Here is a 16581-nt window from a genome sequence, read left to right as displayed (position 1 = left end):
GTCCATAAAGCGTGGAATGGGCGCCCGCAAAGGGCTGTCGGCCTAGCCAAGGCCAATGGCGTGGTTATTGCTTTAAAAAAACCGGAATCGATCCCGGCCTGCGGAGGAGCCATGGAACCCGAGAGCCTTTCGCCCCATTGGGGCGCCTTGCTGGCCCGGGCCGTGCCCGGCGGCGGTTTCGCCGCGTCGCCGGACGGCCCCGCCCGGCCCGACGCCACGGCCTGGGCGGCCATGGCCCTGCACGCCGGCGGCGGGCCGCCCGACCGCATCCGGGACGCCCGCCGGTACCTGGCCGGGGAGCAGGCCGCCGACGGCCGCGTGCCCTACCTGCCCCAGCGGCCCGAAACCGCCTGGCCCACGGCCCTGGCCCTGGCCGCCTGGCTGCCCGACCCCGATTTCGCCGCGCCCGCCGCCCGGGCCGCCGCCTGGCTGCTGGGCCACCCGGGCAAGGCCTGGCAGGCGGACAAAAACGGCATTTTCGGCCACGATACCAGCCTCAAGGGCTGGAACTGGATCGAGGGCACCCATTCCTGGGTGGAGCCCACGGCCCAGGCCATGCTGGCCCTTTCCGCCATCGACGGGCCGCCCGAGGCGGCCCTGGCCGAGGGCGCGCGCCTGCTGCTCGACCGCCAACTGCCAAGCGGCGGCTGGAACTACGGCAACACGCGGGTGTTTTACAACATGCTGCTGCCCATCCCCGAATGCACCGGCCATGCCCTGGCCGCCTTGGCCGGCCGGGCCGGCCGGGAGGCGGTGGCGGCGAGCCTGGCCTACCTGGCCGGCCCGGACTGCGCCGCGCCGACCCCCCTGGCCGCCGCCTGGCGGGCCTTCGGCCTGGGGGCCTGGGGCCAGGCCGAAGATGCGATCATGCAAAACCTGGCCCTGACCCTGTCCCGCCAGGAGCGCCACGGCCCCTACGACACGGCGCTTTTGGCCCAGTTGCTGGCCGCCGCCGCCAGCCGGGGACGATTCGCCGCCCTGGTGGCAAGGAGCCCCCATGCCTGAGCCGAAACATGCCCTCCCGGCCGGCCTGACCCGCCGGCAGGCCCTCAAACTGCTGGGCGCGGCCGGCCTGGTTGCCGCCGGGGCGGCGGCCGGCTGCAAGTCGCCGGTTCCCGGCGCGGACATGGCGCCGTCGGTCTTCGTGGCCAAGGCGGCCGATTATACCGTGGACCTGGGCGCCAGCCTGCGCCGGGGCCTGGCCGAGCTGGGCCTTGGCCCCACGGAGATCGCCGGCAAGCGGGTGCTGCTTAAGCCCAACCTGGTGGAGCCCCATGCCGGGGCCGGCCACATCAACACCCATCCGCTGGTGATCCAGGCGGCGGCCGAGGCTTTCGCGGCCCTGGGCGCCGCTTCGGTGACCGTGGCCGAAGGGGCGGGGCATCGCCGCGACAGCTGGCTGGTCCTGGAGGAATCGGGCCTGGGCGAGGTGCTGGCCGCCGAGGGGCTGCCCTTTTGCGACCTCAATACCGGCCCGGTCCATGTGGTGCAAAACCTGGGCGGTGTGAGCAGGCTCGGCGACCTGTGGCTGCCCGACGCCCTGGCCAGGGCCGATTTCGTGGTCTCGGTGGCCAAGATGAAGATCCACCACTGGGCCGGGGTGACGCTGTCCATGAAAAATCTGTTCGGCGTCATGCCCGGGTCGATCTACGGCTGGCCCAAAAACGTCCTGCACTTCGCCGGCATCGAACCCTCCATCCTGGATATCGCCGCCACGGTGCGGCCGAACCTGGCCATCGTGGACGGCATCGTCGGCATGGACGGCGACGGCCCCATCATGGGCGACCCCGTGGCCGCCGGCGTTTTGGTCATGGGGCGCAGTTGCCTGGCCGTGGATGCCACCTGCTGCCGGATCATGGGCATCGACCCGGCGGCCGTGGCCTACCTGCGCCAGGCCGACGGCCGGCTGGGCACCATCGAGGCGGCGCGCATCCGGCAGCGGGGCGAAGACCCCGCCGCGGTGCGCCGGGATTTCGCCCTGCTCGACTACGTGCCGGCCCATCGCGGCCTGCGGCTTGCACCCTGAAACCGGGCCGTTGCATCCCCAAGGGAGTGTGCTACCCTGGGCCGATGCGCGGTCGCTTTGCGTTGGTGGCCCCTGGGGCGGTTTGGCGGGTGTTGGCCGGCCTTGGGCTGTGCCTGGCCTTCCTGGCCGGGGCCTGTTCGGCGGGTGGCGGGGCCCGGCTGCTCGACGTCCTGACCGGGGCGCGCCTTTCCGTGGCCCAGGCGGCCAAGGAATTGGCCGGCGGCCGGGCGGTGGTGGTCGGCGAGGACCACTCCCGGCCGGGGCACCGCCGCTTCCAGGCGGCGCTGGTCCGGGCGCTGGCCGGGGCCGGGGCCGGGGTCGCCGTGGGGTTGGAGATGTTTCCGGCCGCGGCCCAGGGGCTCCTCGACGGCTACGTCGCCGGGACCGAGGACGAAAAAGCCCTGGAGCGGGCCTTTAACGCCTACTGGGGCCAGGACTGGGAGTCGTACCGGGAGGTGCTGCGGGCCTGCCGCGAGCTGGGGCTGCCGCTTGTCGGCCTCAACGTTCCCCGGGAGATCGTGCGCAAGGTGGCCCGGGAGGGCTTCGAGGCCTTGACGCCCCAGGAGCGGGGGGCCTTGCCCGTGGTGGGCTGCCGGGTGGACCGGGAGTACGAAGCGTTTTTGCGGCGGGTGGCCGGGGACCACGGCCCGGGGCTCGCCTTCCGGACCTTCTGCGAGGCCCAGCTCGTCTGGGACACGGCCATGGCCGTGGCCGCCAGGGACTACCTCGCCGCCAACCCCGGGAAACTGCTCGTGGTCGTCTGCGGCGCCACCCACGCCTGGAAGCCGGCCCTGCCTCACCAGTTGCGGCAACTCGACCCGCAACTGCCCATCCGCGTCATCCTGCCCGAAACACCCGGCCGCCTGGAACCGGCCACGGCCGGCCCCGGCGACTGCGACTACCTGGCCCTGGGGCTGTGACGCCTACCAGGTCAGCGGGTCGCTGAACCCGGAAAAAAACCGGTACAGGGCCCATTCGTCCACGGCCAGGCCGCTGCCGTAGACGCAGTTGCCGACCTCGCCCGTGCCCGTATTGGTGATCACCAGCGTGCCGCCCGTATCCACGCAAAACGTCGAAGCCGGATTGGGCAGGCCCACCATCTGGGCCGGGGCCGATGTGGCGGTTGCGGCCAGAACCGACAGTATCGCGGCAAGGATGAGCAAGCGTCGCATGGTGCCTCCTAGCCCGTGGACTCCGAACGGAGCCGGTTGCGGTTGTTCGTGGCCCGGCTTACGCCTGCGGGCTCTCCATGGCCGGCCTGGGGAAGACGGCCAGCTTGGGGCTGCCGGGCACGGCCTGGCCCTTGCAATAGGCCTCGATGCGATGGGGCCGGCCGTCGCGCAGGTGGGCCGGCACCTCCCAGCTGAAGCCGGAGTGGCCGTCGCCGAAGCCGGCCTCGCACACGTCCGGGCGGAACTCGCCGGCCGTGAGCAGATAGTCCCGGCCATCCACCACCAGCTTGACTTCCTGGCGCACGGACGGGGCGTTGGAGTCCCGGACCCAGCCGAGGATGCGCTCGGGCTGCGGCGGGTCGAGGTGGCCGATGACGCCGCCCGGAGCTTCCATGATAAAGCGCAACCCGTGCAGGACCACCGAGAATTCCACCGGCCCGGGCGGGCCGAAGCTGTGGAGGCGGTGCTCCAGGTCCTGGCGGCTTATGTCCGTGGTCAGGACGCACATTTTCGTGAAGTCGTCGGCCGTGCGGCGCTGCCCGGCCCAGGCGCGGCGGGAACTGGCCACCAGGAGGGCTTCTTGGGTAAGGGCGGCGGCGTTGCGGCTGAAAAGCAGGGCCAGGGCCTGTTTGGCCACGTTGCCGTAGCCCGGGCGGTCCTTGGCCGTGGTCACCGGCAGGATCTCGCAATCGACGATCTCGCCCGCGTCCACCCGGGTCGACATGACGTGGAGGGTGGCCCCGAAGTGCTTGGCCCGTTCGAAACAGGCCCAGGACTCGGGCGCGGTGCCGGGGTAGTCGGGTGAACCGGGATGGAAATTGTAGGCGCCGCAGGTGAAGGCCGCCAGGCAATCGGCGGGCACGATCACCTGGGACAAATAGGAGATCAACCGGGACTTGGGCCCCAGGCTGGGGATGAGCTCCCGCAACGTGGGGAGGTCGAGCACATGGTGGATCGTGACGCCAAGCCCATGGGCCGCGAGCATCTGGCGCAGGGAAAGCGAGTCTTCGTTCGAGGAAAGCAGGACGATGTCTAAAGCCATGTCGGACCCTTGCCTTTGCCGCCGAAATTCGGGGCCGGGGGTTGTGCCATGTCCGGAAAATAGCGGCACGGGATCGCCCGGTCAAGCCGGGCGCCGTCGCGGCCGGCCTGACTACTTCTTGACCTTCTCGAAGGTGACGGCATTCGTTCCGGCGGACGAATACCGCAACGCATCCACCTGGCCGTTGGCATTGTACACAAGCTGGAGGTTGTGGACATTGCCCGCCGCGTCGGTGCCGTCGTAGATCGCGTAGAGCAGATGCCGCATGGGGATGTCCTGGTTGTCCTTGGTCAGGGTGATGCCTTCCGGGCGCTGGGTCAGGCGCAGGCTGCCGAGGGCCGCATGTTTGTAGACGCCGACGGCCTGGCGGTCGATGTCGAAGGCCCGTGATTTCGGGGGGGCCTGTGGCGCGGCCGGGCTGGCGGCGACGTCGGCAGTGGCGGCGGCCGCCTGGTGCGTCGCAGGTTGCCGTGGCGGCGCCGTGTCGGCCGGGGCCTGGGCCGGCGCGGCCGGAACCTGGGCCGGCACGACTGGGGCCTGGGCCGGTGTGACCGTGGCCTGAGCCGGCACGACTGGGGCCTGGGCCGGTGTGGCCGTGGCCTGGGCCGGCGCGGCCGGGGCCTGGGCCGGCACGACTGGGGCTTGGGCCGGTGTGGCCGTGGCCTGGGCCGGTGTGGTCGGAACCTGGGCCGGTGTGGCCGTGGCCTGGGCCGGCGCTTGGAGGCGTGCGGTTGGGGCCTGGGCCGGCGCGGCGGCTTCGGCCTTGGCCGCCGATTGGGGCGGTTCGGTGACGGGCAGGCGCAGGACATAGCCCGGCGTCAACCGGTCGGGATGGGCAAGGGCATTGACGCGGATCAAAAGGTCCGGCGGCAGGCCGAGCTTGCGGGCGATGCGGCTTACGGTGTCGCCGCTTTGCACGGTATAGGTACTGGTCTCGTCCTGGCCCTTGTCCGGGGCGGTCTGGGCCCAGGCGGGCAGGGCGAGCAGGAACAGGGCCGCAACCGGCGGCAAAAGACGGGAAAACGAAATGGGCATGATGGGAAACCCGAATCAAACGTTGAGGTTGGCTCGCTACGACAGGTCAATTGGATTGCTGCACTATAGGCAAAAGCCCCTGGCCTGACAATGCGAAAAACCGGATGGCCGGGCGCCCTTTGCTTCGTGACGGCCCGGTGTCCGATTCTCGCCAAGGGACTTGCCTTCCGGCCGGTTAACCCTTACCTGTTGAGCGGCTGGGATGTCGCTCACCGGCGCCCCGGTGGAGATGCAGACGCCGTTTGGATCGGTATGCCTGGCGTCCCGGCTGGCCCCGGCCCCGGGGCGTTTGTTCGTTTGCGGGCGAGGCCGCGCGCCTTGGCCCCATGGCGGCCTTCCATCCCAGGCTTCCCCGCAACCTCGTCCCCGTCGCGCCCGCCCCTCGCGTATCCGCAGGGGCCAAACGGTTTGATCGCGGCCCGGCGGCCCACACGCTCGCCAAGGTAGAAGAGACCCTTTATGGACAACCCCCAAGGCAACGAAAAAACCGAAGCGGGGAGCGGCGACGCCACCCTGGCCGGCTTCGGCATGTCCCTTTCCGACAAGGAAAAAAAGAACCTGCTGACCTTCCTTTCCATCGGGGTCATCCTGGTGGAGTTCGCTGTCACCATAGCCGCCGTCTGTTACGGCATCATCAACTCCCAGAAACTTCCCGACGGCACCATCCAGTTCCGCTTCCCCTGGATCCCCTACGGCGTCGCCCTGATCCTGGCCCCGGTGGCCATCATGCTCGTGGTCAACATCATCGGCATGGGCTTCAACCGGTTTTTCAAGGGCGACCCCCAGTTCGACGAGGAAAGCCTGGGCTTTGTGCCCGAACGCCTGCGCCGGCTCATTCGCCTGTCCCGGGGGCTGCCCACCATCATCCTGCTTGGCGGCCTGATCCTTTTGGGCGTGGCCCTGTACTACATCGACGCCGTCATCCAGATGCTGCTGCGCATCGGCGACCATGTGGAGGTCATCGCGCCGTGGGTCATGGTCGGGCTCGTGGCCGCCTGGTGCGTGAGCTACCTCGTGCGCATGTGGTTCCTCTACAAGACCCGGCGCATGCAGGAGGAATACGCCTTCCGCCGCGAAGTGCTCGAACGCACGGGCATCGTCATCGTGGACGGGCAAAAACACATCGCCGCCGACGGCCGCCTCATCGGCGAGCAGCCCATCCTGCCCGGCCGCATCATCGATGTGCTGCCCCCCGGCGAATCCGACGCCGACAAGGATGCCCCATGACCACCGCCGACCATTCCACGGACAGCCTGCGCGCCGTCGCCCGCCAGGCCCTGTTGCGCCGCGTGGCCCAGACCGGCGACGCCGGCCGGGCCGAGGCCCTGGCCGCCTTTGTCGGCCTGGCCCGGCCCGACCTCGGCCCCGAAGCCGCGGCCCTCATCGCCGCCAAGACGCCTCGCCTGTTGCCGCAACTCACGGAAAAATGGGTCGGCATGTTCGTGGACCGGCTCTTCGAAACCGTGCCCCGGGAACAGATCGCCATCCTGTGCGACGGCAGCGAGGAAAACGAGGCCGCCCTGGCCCTGGCCTACGTCATGTTCCTCGAATCCGAGCGCATGGAAAAACAAATGGCCGAGGACCTGGCCGCCTGCGACCTGCCCCCGGGCGAGGACGGCAGCGACCTGGCCGCCGAAGTCTGCCGCCGCCTGGCCATGGTCGAGGAAAAACGCCGCCAGATCGGCCACGAAAAAGCCGACGCCTACAAGCGCTCCCGGCGGGACCTCAACTGACCCCTTTACAGCCTGCGAGGGGTGGGCTATCGGATACCTACCCCCTTCGCCCGGGCGACGCGCGCGTCACCCGGTTTTTGTCGTTGTAAACCCTCCGAATCCTCCGGCCGTCGGCGAAAAACACCCTTGCCACGAGGTGCGCCATGCCACGCCGAGCCTTGCTGCGTTTCCTGGCCGATGAATCCGGCTCCACCGCTTCCGAATACGCCATCATGGCCAGCCTCGTCGCTGGCGTGATCGTCGCCGCCGTCACCGCGCTCGGCATCTCCGTCACGGCCCTGTTTCAGCAGGTCCTGGACGGATTTTCCGGCGGCAGTTGATCGAGGTGGGTTTGCCGGGACGCTGTCCCGGACCCTGCTGGGACGCTGTCCCAGACCCTGCCAGGGCGCTGCCCTGGACCCGCCGGGGGGCATGATGCCCCCCGGACCCCCTCGGCGGGGCGGGTGGGACGGCGGTCGGGAATGGCAAGCGGCGAGGCGCCGGTCGTTGTGGTCGCGGAAAAGGGCCTGCCGACACTGGCCGCAAAGCCGGCCAGCACGGCAGGCCCTTTTCCGCGACCACGGGCGCCAGCGGCGAAGCGCCGCATGTGAAGAAAACCGGCCCGGCCCGGACGACGTCTGTAACCGCCGCACATTTCAAGAGGCTTCCAAAGCAAAAAATCCAAGACCTCGGCCCGCAGGGCCGACGGCTGGGCGAGGCCGCAATTGGGCCTTTCGAGCCGGGAGCGCAGCGACGGCATCGAAAGGCCCAATTGCGGCCTCGCATCTTCGCGCCGCGCACGTCCATCACCCCGGTGACCCCTGCCCCTCCCGCCCGCCACAGCCGACCGGGGGGTTCGGGGGGCGTGACGCCCCCCGATGGGGTTCGGGGCAAAGCCCCGATGGGTCCAGGGCAAAGCCCTGGTGGGGGCTGGGGCAACGCCCCAGTTGGGTGTGGCCGGGAAGGGCAGCGCCCCTCCCGGTCGGGCTGGCCGGGCAAGCCGGCCGGGCCTTAGCTCAGGTAGCCTTCGCGTTCGAGGTAGAGGAGCACTTCCTGGACGGCTTCGCCGGGCGAGAGTTTGGAGGTATCCAGTCCGATTTCCGGGTGTTGGGGGGCTTCGTAGGGGTCGTCGATGCCGGTGACGCCTTTGACGATGCCGGCCCGGGCCTTGGCGTAGAGGCCTTTGCGGTCGCGTTGTTCGCATACGGCCAGGGGCGTGGACACAAACACTTCGATGAAGCCGCCGTGGGGGGTGACCAGGGCGCGGGCTTCGGCCCGGGAGCTGGTGTAGGGCGCGATGGGCGCGCAGATGGCGATGCCGCCGTTTTTGGTGATTTCGCTGGCCACGAAGCCGATGCGCGAGATGTTGAGGTTGCGGTGTTCCTTGGAGAAGGTCAGTTCGCTGGAGAGGTGGCGGCGCACGATGTCGCCGTCGAGCAGGGTGACCGGCCGGGAGCGCAGTTCCATGAACTTGACGAAAAGGAGTTTGGCCAGGGTGGATTTGCCCGCGCCGGAGAGCCCGGTCATGAAGATGGTCAGGCCCTGGCGGGAGCGCGGCGGAAAGACGGCGCGCAGTTCGGCGGCCACGGCCGCAGGGGTGAACCATTCCGGGATGTCCAGGTCGAATTCCAGCCGCCGCTTCAGTTCCGCCGGCGAGAGGTCACGAACCGTCATGCCTGGGGCGATGGCGGCTTTGGGCAGGTATTGGGCCTTTTCCTCCACGTATTCCATGGCGCTTTCCGGGACCATGGCGATGCCGGTTTCGGCCTCGTAATCGGCCACCAGCCGCTGGGCCGCGCCGGGGGCATACAGCGGCGCACCGTCGGCATCCAGGGGATCGGCGTGGTTGGGGCCGATGAGGGTATGGGTGCAGCCGTGGTTTTTCTGGACCAGGGCCTCGAACAGGGCCTGGCGTGGCCCGGCCTGTTTGGAGCACAGGGGCAGCAGGCTGACGAGGAGCATATTGGGGGGGAAGCCCTCGGCGAAGAGCTTGGCGCAGCGCACGCCGGCGAAATGGAGGGCGCCGCCGCTGATGGCGTCGCCGGCTTCCCGCAGAAGCAGGATGCTGCCTTCGATGGCGGCGGCCGCCTGGCGCAACATGGCGCGCTGGCGGTTGTGGGGCAGCGCCTGGGGCTGGCAGCCGAGCACCTTGCGCCAGCCGCGTTGCCGGAACATGGCCCGCACCTCGGCCGGGGTGCGGCGCAGTTCCGGGAAGTCGGCATGCAGCGGCAGGGAAATGCCCTCCACGGAGCCGCCGATATGCCAGGTCGGGGGCCGGCCGGCACAGGCCCGGGCCTGGGGATGGCGGTTGACGTCCGGGACGCCGAAAAGGGCCGCGGCCTCGCGGGCCGGGTCGCCCGGCCAGACCTCGGACACGGTCAGGACGGCCAGCATGAAGCCCTCCTGGTCGCGCAGGGCCAGCTTGTCCCCGGGGCCGAGGCGCCCGGCCAGGGCTTCGGGCACGTCGAGGCTCAGCGGCATGGGCCAGAGGCGGCCGTCGGCCAGGCGCATGCCGGCCAGGACCGATTCGTAGTCCTCGCGGCCCATGTAGCCGGCTAGGGGCGCGAAGGCGCCGGAAAGCAGCATCTCCAGTTCGCACAGTTGGTGCGGGCCAAGCTGCGCCGAGGCATGGGACAGGGAATCGGCCTTGAGTGCGTCGGCGCGTTGCGACGACACGAGCATCGGTTGGACGCAGGTATCCATACGGGACTCGCTGTGTTTGGTGGTGAAGGGCAAACGTGGGACGGGTGGGGCGGGACGGAAGATGGGTCCATGTGTATGCCGCCGGACGGCGGTTGTCCATACCGGCGGCGCAGGCGGATACGGGGGTCAGGCAAACATGGCGCAGACGATGTCGAGGTGCGTTTCGGCCGTGGCCACGATGGTTGCCAGTTCCGAGGCCTCGACACCGGTCAGCTGCCAGGCTTCCGGTATGAAGCGTGGCACGCGCCTGTCGCCGCTGCCGCTTAACGTGGCCAGGGTCACCATGTCGGCCACGCCGATGATGGCCGGCTCCAGGGGCGTATCCCCGGACAGGGGGTCGTGGTGGTGCCACACGGCTTGTTCCAGGCTTTCGGGGAACCGCCATTTGCGCAGCAGCATGCCGCCGAGCTGGGCATGGTCGAAGCCGAGGAGTTCCCGTTCCACCTCGTCCAGGGGCCGGCCCGAGGTCATGGCCGCGGCCAGGATCGTGCCGGCGACCTCGGGCAGTTGCTTGTAGAGCACCAGCCGGCCGATGTCGTGGAGCAGCCCGGCCACGAAAAACCGTTCGGGGTTGGGGTCGCCCAGGCGCGTGGCCACAAGCTTGGCCAGCAGGGCCACGCTCACGCTGTGGCGCCAGAACTGGCGCATGTCGACGCATTCGGGCGGGATGTCCTTGAAAAGGGGCAGCACGGACACGCCCATGGCCAGGGTGGACAGCTGGTTGAGGCCCAGCAGCAGGACCGCCCGCGACAGGGAATCCACCGGCCCCGGCGGCAGGCTGCCGGCGGCGCGCATGGTGCGGGCGTAGAAGGCGCTGTTGACGAGCTTGAGGATCTTGGCCGTCAGGCTCGGGTCCTTGCCGATGACCGCCGCCGCCTCCTCCACCGTGGAATCCGGGTCGCTTAAGACCTCCCGGATGCGCATGAAGACTTCGGGCAGCGAGACCAGCATCGGGTCGGTGGCCAGGATGCGTTCGGGCGAGCGCGCCTCGGCCGGCGGCAACGGGCGGCTGGCCGGAAGACGGCCGCGTCCCGGGGCGGGTTCCCCGGCGGCCCTGGCCAGGGCCAGTTCCAGCAGCGCGGCCACGATGGGCTCGTTTTGGGGCAGATGGGCGAAGCGGGCCGCCGCGGCGGTTGCGGCGTCGGCGGGCGCGGCGTCGTCCGGCGCGGGGGATGCCTCGCTTGGGGCGGCGACTTCGATTTCCCGCACATGCCAGCCGCGCAGGACCCGCAGATGGGCGTCGGTCAGGAGCAGTCCGGCCGCGAGCCGGTACATGCCGTCCAGGCTCTCGGCATCCGCGGCCAGAACCATCCCCGCACTCGCCTGGGACAGAGGTATCGTCGGCATGGGCGTTTCCCCCAAAGGCGCACGGCCGGAGATTGTGGCCCGCAGGCGGCCGCGTTGGTGTCTGCTGCCGGAACCGACTTGTACCAGCCGCGGCGGTGCCAGGCAAGATGGCGTCGGCAAAGGGGGTTTCCCCAAAGGGGGGCTTGGCCTATAAGGGCAGTCCGGATTGTCGGGGCAACACCGCCGTCCGGCTGGAGGCACCATGATCACATCCCCGCTCATCACCGGCGACGGCCAGCTCGTGGCCATGGGCGACGTGCATTTCAACGAGGAACTGGCCGCGCCCCAGGCCTTCGGGCTCATGCGCTTCTCCCATACCAGCGACGCCCTGCGGGGGCTCGTGCGCGACCTCAGCGCCCGGTCCGCCCGGGAAGGCCTGGCGCTGACCGAGGTCATGGACATCAGCGGCCGCAGCGGCCATTCCCGCATCGGCCTGGACGTGCGCCCGACCGGCGAGGCGCCGGTGGTCTCGGACGGCGCCCGTACGGTGGAACTCGCCGTGGCCCTGATGGCGCTCAACCCGGCCCTGGGCGAATCCCTGGCCGACCTGCTCGGGCTGTGCGCGGACGGGGGCGTGGATTTCGGGCGGCTGTTCATCCCGCGCGGGCCGCATCTGGCCCGGGAGGAGATCGTGGCCGCCCTGGAGCGGGGCTGGCTGGTGTTGCCGCCGCGCCACCGCATCGCCGAGGACGGCGTGGTGGAAATCCCCCTGGAGGACGTGCGCTACGTCCTGTCCTCGAGGCTTTTGGGCGTGGGGCGCAATTTCGCCGAGATGGTGATCAAGGGCAAACACGGGCTCACCATCTTTCAAAGCCCCTCGCCGGCCGGGCTGCCCCAATGGATGGGGGCCAAGGAATTCCTGGTCGGGGCCGTGCGCATCGCCCTGGGGCCCTATGTCGCCTTCATCGAACGCGAGACGGCCACGCCCGGGGTCTTCCACCTGGCCTCGCGGCTGCTCGACGGCATCCGCACCACGGGCATGGCCACGCCGCGCCAGGTGGAACTCTACAACGGCGGCGAGGCGGCCGTGGAGACGGCCGGGTTGGCCGTGCGCCTGCGCCTCTATCCGGCCGACGCGGCCCTGGCCAAGGTGGCCGAGCGGGTGCTCGCGCCGTCGCGGGCCCGGGACGTGCTGGCCGCCGGCGTCGATTTCGCCCAGCTGACCGACATTTTCGCGCCCGGGGTCAGCCGGGTGCTTTTCGACGAGATCACGGCCGTCCCGGGCCAGGGCGGCAGTTACGGCCGCATCTTCATGCCCGGCAAGATGATCTCCATCCCCTGGGAACAGGAGGAGGGGGAATGGCTGCAGGAGTTCCAGTGGCGGCTGGTCTACGAATACGCCCGGGGCAACATCCCCGAGGGCGTGCTGGCCGGCGAGGAGATCCCCAAGCGGGCCCGGCCGTTCCTGGACGCGCTCAAGTATGTGGGCGGCGAGCAGAACCTGTCCAAGGTGTTCGTGTCCGAGGCCTTGCCGCCGGTGGACACGCTGCGGGTGCTCAAGCGCAACGGCATCGGCGTGGTGGTGGCCCGGGGCATGGGCTGCGCCGTGGGCGAGGCCTGCCGGATGCCGCATTTCCGCATGGACCAGACGCTGTACGAGGAGTTGGTGCGCCTGGAAGGCGAGGGCATGCGCTTCTACCTGCTGCTGGAGATCGACGGCACGGCCCAGGTGCGGGAATTCTACCGGGGGCTGTGGGTGACGCGGCCGGGCAAGGAGCAACTGCCGCGCGTGCACACCACCATGGCCATGTTCGGCTCCTCGGTGGACGTGCTGGGGCCGGTGCTGGCCGGGCCGATCCGGGAATTCCTCGGCCGGTTGCGCGATCATCCGCGCCTGGGCGAGGGGTTCGGCGTGGCCCACGGCTCGGGGCCGGGGGTCATGCGCATCGTGGACGACGCGGCCGCGGCGCTCGGCATCTACCGCATGGGGGTGGGCATCAACGCCGAGGAGATCGGCCAGACCACGAACTTCGCCCCGGAGGCCGTGGCCCAGTTCACCAATTTGGCGCTCAACACCCGCCAGGACATCCTGGACCGGCGGTCGCTGTTCAAGGTCTTCAACCTGGGCGGCTTCGGCACCTGCTACGAGATCAACATGGCGCTGACCTTCATGAAGATCGGCCAGTGCCTGCCGGCGCCCTACATCTTCGTCGACCCGGTGGGGTTCGGCCCGGGCGGGCAGCCGTTTTGGCGGGAGACCCTGGACCAGTTCCGCACGCTTTCAAGCGACCTGGCCGGCGGCGGCCACGCCCTGGGGGCCCTGGGGCCGCGCTGGATCGTGGACTGCTGTCACGAGGTCGGCAGTTACGAGGAGGGCTTCGCGGTCATAGCCTCCTTCCTGGACGACCCGGGCGCCTACTGGCGCGCCCGGGGCATCCCCCTGGCGAAGGTCCGGTCCGCCCGGGAGAACCTGCGCGCGGCCGGTATGCCCATCGCGCCCTACATCGACGAGGCGCTGGCCGACGAATAGGCGGCTAGGGCGCGGTTCGTCGGGCCAGGACGATTTCGCTTACGATGTGTTCGTAGCGGTTCTTGTGGTCGCGGATGCGCCAGTCGGCCACACCGGCCGGGGTGGCCGACCAGCCGGGCGATTGGGCTAAGAAGGCTGCGGTCGCGGCCGCGCTGTCGCCGGTTTCCGGCCGGCCGCCGAGCCACTGCTCGGGCGGGGCGACGTCCGGCGACCAGGAGAAGGGGTCGGCCACCACCAGCGTCGCCGGGGCGGCGCAGACCCGCTGGCACTCCCGCAGGTGGCGGCGCGGCGCCGGCAGCTTGTCCACGACGTTGAGCGAGGCCGCGACGCCGAACACCTCCCGGCCAAAGGGCAGGGCCAAGGCGTCGGCGCGCACGAATTCCGCCGTGCCCCGGCGCAGGCGCCCGGGCAGGGTAAAGGAAAACGTCGTGGTGCGAAGGCCCTGCAAGGGCGCCGTGAAGGTCAGCCCGCCCCGCCGGTTGATCCGCCGGGCCAGGGCCACGAAATGGCGCGACAGGTCGATGCCCACGGCGAAGCCGACCCGGCCGGCCAGCTCCAGGGCGAAACGGCCCACGGCGCAACCGGCGTCGAGGCCCGGGCCGTCGGCCCCGTCGCACGGGGCGGCGAAGGCGGCATAGGCGGCCGTCGCTTCGGGGTCGTGCCACAGGTCGGCGAAATGGCTCCACAGGTAGGAGGCGGCCAGGCGCTCGCCGTCGTAGCGGGTTTGCGGCGCGGGTACGGCCAGCCCCGGCGGGGTCAGGTCGGCGAGGCCGTCCTCGATGGCATAGGCCGCGCCGCAGGCCGGGCACAGGAGCCGTCCCGCGACGATATCCTCGCCTTCCCGGCGGTGCCCCGAAAGCGCGAGCCGCCGTTGTTCGGGCAGGCAGCCCGGGCAAATCAGCCAGTCCAAAAGCCGTTCGTGCATCGCCGCTGCGTCCATCGTTTCCGGAGCCGTGGAATCGTTCCCTCCCATTTCCCCGCGCTAGGCGAACACCGCCGGGTCGGTGACCAGGCGGCCGTCGGGCGGGATGGGGCGCAGCCGGTGGCGGGCGGCCAGGCGCCCGGCCCACCAGCCCCGGTAGTCGGGCAGGGCCTGGACGTCGAGGGCCTCGGGGTCGATTTGGCGGCCCACTTCCAGGTAGACGTCGAGGTTGCGCAGGTCCGGCCGGGGCAGGCGGCCGTCCCGGCAGTCCCGCCACATGGCCGCGTAGAGGCCCTCCAGGCCGCGCACGAGGCCCGGCATGTCGAAAAGCACGCAGCTTTCGCGCCCTTCCCGCAGCCGTTCCCGAAAGGGGCCAAGGCTCTCCCGGTCCCGGCCAAAGGCCACGGCCCGGGCCACGTAGTCGTCGAGGTTTTCGCACACCAGTTCCGGCAGCCCCGCCGCCCGCACCAGGCTGCCGCACACCCGCGAGGCAAAGGAGCGGCCGCTGGCCGTCAGGACCGGCACGCCCGACCACAGGGCGTCCGAGGCCGTGGTGTGGGCGCCGTAGGGCGTGGTGTCGAGGAACAGGTCGGCCAGGGGATAGCGGGCTAGGTGGGCCGGGTTGGGGAGCTTGGCGGCGAAGACCAGGCGCGAGCCGTCCACGCCCCGGCCGGCGGCGTGGTCGCGCAGCCGCGTGACCGTGGCCTGGGGGCCGTCGAGCAGCCACAGCACGCTGTCCGGCACCTGGGCCAGGATGGCCAGCCAGCGGTCGAAGGTTTGCGGATGGATCTTGTGCGTGCCGTTGAAGCAGCAATAGACCATGGCCGCCTCGGGCAGCCCGGCCTCGGCCCGGCTGGGCGGCGTGGGCGAGACGGCCCGGCTGCGGGCGCTGGGCTGGTAGCAGGGCAGTCGGACCACTTTCTCCGAGAAATAGATCTCGTTTTCCGGCGGCACGATCCAGTCGTCGGCGATGAGGTAGTGGTGGTAGGGGCTGGCCATGGTGCCGGGATAGCCCAGCCAGTTGACGATGACCGGGGCCGGCCGCAGGGCCACGAGTTTGAGGCGCGCGTCGCGGGTGTAGCCGTTTAAGTCCACCAGGATTTGAATGCCGTCGGCGGTGATCCGCTGGGCCGCCGTGGCGTCGTCGAGCAGGCTTATGTCCGTGAAATGGTCGCAGTCGGCCCGGAAGCGGCGGTTGAGGCCGTCGTCGCTGGGGATGCCGCAGTAGTAGGCGAAGATTTCCACCTGGGCGCGGTCGTGCAGGCCGAAGACCTCGGTGAGCAGGTAGCCCATGGCGTGTTCGCGCAGGTCCGAGGACAGGTAGCCGATGCGCAGCCTCCCGTCGTGGGTGGCCGCGGCCGGCCAGGCGTCCATGGCCCCGACCGGCGAGCCCACGTCACGCTTGTTGTAGCGGTCGGCGATGGCCAGTTGCAGCAGGGGGTCGTCGGCGTAGGCCGCGGCTGACAGCGGCGACATGCCTTCCACCAGGACCTGGCGGGGGATGCGCTCGGTGGGGGCGATGACCGGCCATTCGGCCTGGCGCTGGCGCAGGGCGACCAGGTGCTGGACCACCTCGGTCTGGTCGCGGTCCAGTTCCAGGCTTTCGCGCAGCATGTTTTCGGCCGCCTCGTCCTGGCTGACCGCTTCCAGGGCCCGGGCGCTTTGGTTGAGCGCCGTGGCCTTGTGCAGGATGGCCGTGCCGTTGACGGCGGTCATGCGGGCCAGGGCGGCCGACCACTGGATCACGGCCAGGCCGATCTTGCCCAGGCGCTCCAGGATGCGGCCCAGGTTGATGTAGGCCGGCATGAAATCGGGGCTCAGCGCAATGGCCCGTTCCAGGCATTCCTTGGCCAACTCCAGCTTGCCGGCGTCGGTGAGGGCGATGGAGTAGTTAAACAGCACGGCGTAGAGCAGCGGGTCGTTCGGGTTGGCCTGGACCCAGGCGGCGTAGGCCGCTTCGATGGAGGCCGTCTGGCCGCTTTGCTTGAAGGTCTCGGTGGTCCGGATGAGGTCGGCGACGCTCAGGTGGCCGACCATGGCGGCGATGAGGGCCGGGGAAAGGATGTCGGTGCCCATGGCGCGTGGTGAACCCTCCTGGGACTGTTGCGGGAATGCGGCGCGGCGGCGCGTGGCGGGTAGACCGCCGCGTCGC

14 protein-coding genes are annotated in these 16581 nt (G+C 70.3%); 7 read left to right on the top strand and 7 right to left on the bottom strand.

The features are described 5' to 3' along the window. The first annotated feature begins 111 nt into the window (after positions 1–111). The 3 genes from ACP59X_RS16730 to ACP59X_RS16720 all read left to right on the top strand — a co-directional run bounded on the left by ACP59X_RS16730 (position 112) and on the right by ACP59X_RS16720 (position 2946). On the top strand, positions 112–1005 hold the full coding sequence (locus ACP59X_RS16730) for a prenyltransferase/squalene oxidase repeat-containing protein (protein WP_428560503.1): 894 nt from the start codon (positions 112–114) through the stop codon (positions 1003–1005). Continuing rightward, on the top strand, positions 998–2026 hold the full coding sequence (locus tag ACP59X_RS16725) for a DUF362 domain-containing protein (protein WP_428560500.1): 1029 nt from the start codon (positions 998–1000) through the stop codon (positions 2024–2026). Before ACP59X_RS16730 ends, ACP59X_RS16725 begins: the two co-directional genes overlap by 8 nt. 89 nt (positions 2027–2115) lie before the next feature. Further along, complete coding sequence (locus tag ACP59X_RS16720; protein WP_428560498.1) at positions 2116–2946, top strand: ChaN family lipoprotein; 831 nt, start codon at positions 2116–2118, stop codon at positions 2944–2946. 3 nt (positions 2947–2949) lie between these two features. On the opposite strand, the gene ACP59X_RS16715 is transcribed toward ACP59X_RS16720, so the two are convergent. The 3 genes from ACP59X_RS16715 to ACP59X_RS16705 all read right to left on the bottom strand — a co-directional run bounded on the left by ACP59X_RS16715 (position 2950) and on the right by ACP59X_RS16705 (position 5275). Next, complete coding sequence (locus ACP59X_RS16715; RefSeq protein ID WP_428560496.1) at positions 2950–3198, bottom strand: putative hemolysin; 249 nt, start codon at positions 3196–3198, stop codon at positions 2950–2952. A 58-nt stretch (positions 3199–3256) separates the two neighbouring features. Further along, the gene (locus ACP59X_RS16710) at positions 3257–4240 is read right to left on the bottom strand and encodes a formyltransferase family protein (RefSeq protein WP_428560493.1); all 984 of its coding nucleotides are present in this window, start codon (positions 4238–4240) and stop codon (positions 3257–3259) included. A 111-nt stretch (positions 4241–4351) separates the two neighbouring features. Then, positions 4352–5275, bottom strand: coding sequence for a LysM peptidoglycan-binding domain-containing protein (locus ACP59X_RS16705; RefSeq protein ID WP_428560491.1), 924 nt, complete (start codon positions 5273–5275; stop codon positions 4352–4354). A gap of 459 nt (positions 5276–5734) precedes the next feature. On the opposite strand from ACP59X_RS16705, the gene ACP59X_RS16700 reads away from it, so the two are divergent. The 3 genes from ACP59X_RS16700 to ACP59X_RS16690 all read left to right on the top strand — a co-directional run bounded on the left by ACP59X_RS16700 (position 5735) and on the right by ACP59X_RS16690 (position 7328). Then, on the top strand, positions 5735–6502 hold the full coding sequence (locus ACP59X_RS16700) for a hypothetical protein (RefSeq protein WP_428560489.1): 768 nt from the start codon (positions 5735–5737) through the stop codon (positions 6500–6502). Beyond that, entirely contained in the window at positions 6499–7008 is a 510-nt protein-coding gene (locus ACP59X_RS16695) for a hypothetical protein (protein ID WP_428560487.1), read from the top strand. Before ACP59X_RS16700 ends, ACP59X_RS16695 begins: the two co-directional genes overlap by 4 nt. Before the next feature lie 143 nt (positions 7009–7151). Beyond that, a complete protein-coding gene (locus ACP59X_RS16690) occupies positions 7152–7328 on the top strand; it encodes a Flp family type IVb pilin (protein WP_428560485.1) in 177 nt (58 codons plus the stop codon). A 670-nt stretch (positions 7329–7998) separates the two neighbouring features. Here ACP59X_RS16690 and ACP59X_RS16685 read toward each other — a convergent pair. Further along, the gene (locus ACP59X_RS16685) at positions 7999–9690 is read right to left on the bottom strand and encodes a bifunctional sulfate adenylyltransferase/adenylylsulfate kinase (RefSeq protein WP_428560482.1); all 1692 of its coding nucleotides are present in this window, start codon (positions 9688–9690) and stop codon (positions 7999–8001) included. A 126-nt stretch (positions 9691–9816) separates the two neighbouring features. After that, positions 9817–11037, bottom strand: a complete 1221-nt coding sequence (locus tag ACP59X_RS16680; RefSeq protein WP_428560480.1) for an HDOD domain-containing protein — start codon at positions 11035–11037, stop codon at positions 9817–9819. A 202-nt stretch (positions 11038–11239) separates the two neighbouring features. On the opposite strand from ACP59X_RS16680, the gene ACP59X_RS16675 reads away from it, so the two are divergent. After that, entirely contained in the window at positions 11240–13507 is a 2268-nt protein-coding gene (locus ACP59X_RS16675) for a Rossmann fold nucleotide-binding protein (RefSeq protein WP_428560478.1), read from the top strand. Between the two features lie 4 nt (positions 13508–13511). Here the strand turns inward: ACP59X_RS16675 and ACP59X_RS16670 are convergent, their stop codons facing one another. Both ACP59X_RS16670 and ACP59X_RS16665 read right to left on the bottom strand, forming a co-directional pair. Further along, a complete protein-coding gene (locus tag ACP59X_RS16670) occupies positions 13512–14447 on the bottom strand; it encodes a class I SAM-dependent methyltransferase (RefSeq protein WP_428560476.1) in 936 nt (311 codons plus the stop codon). A 42-nt stretch (positions 14448–14489) separates the two neighbouring features. Beyond that, on the bottom strand, positions 14490–16505 hold the full coding sequence (locus ACP59X_RS16665) for an O-linked N-acetylglucosamine transferase, SPINDLY family protein (RefSeq protein WP_428560474.1): 2016 nt from the start codon (positions 16503–16505) through the stop codon (positions 14490–14492). Between the last annotated feature and the right edge of the window lie 76 nt (positions 16506–16581).

Origin of the sequence: Solidesulfovibrio sp. DCME (assembly GCF_049995385.1) — a bacterium.
GTDB lineage: Bacteria > Desulfobacterota > Desulfovibrionia > Desulfovibrionales > Desulfovibrionaceae > Solidesulfovibrio.
The sequence above is the reverse complement of the archived record's forward strand: the minus strand, read 5'-3'. Positions and strand labels throughout refer to the sequence as shown.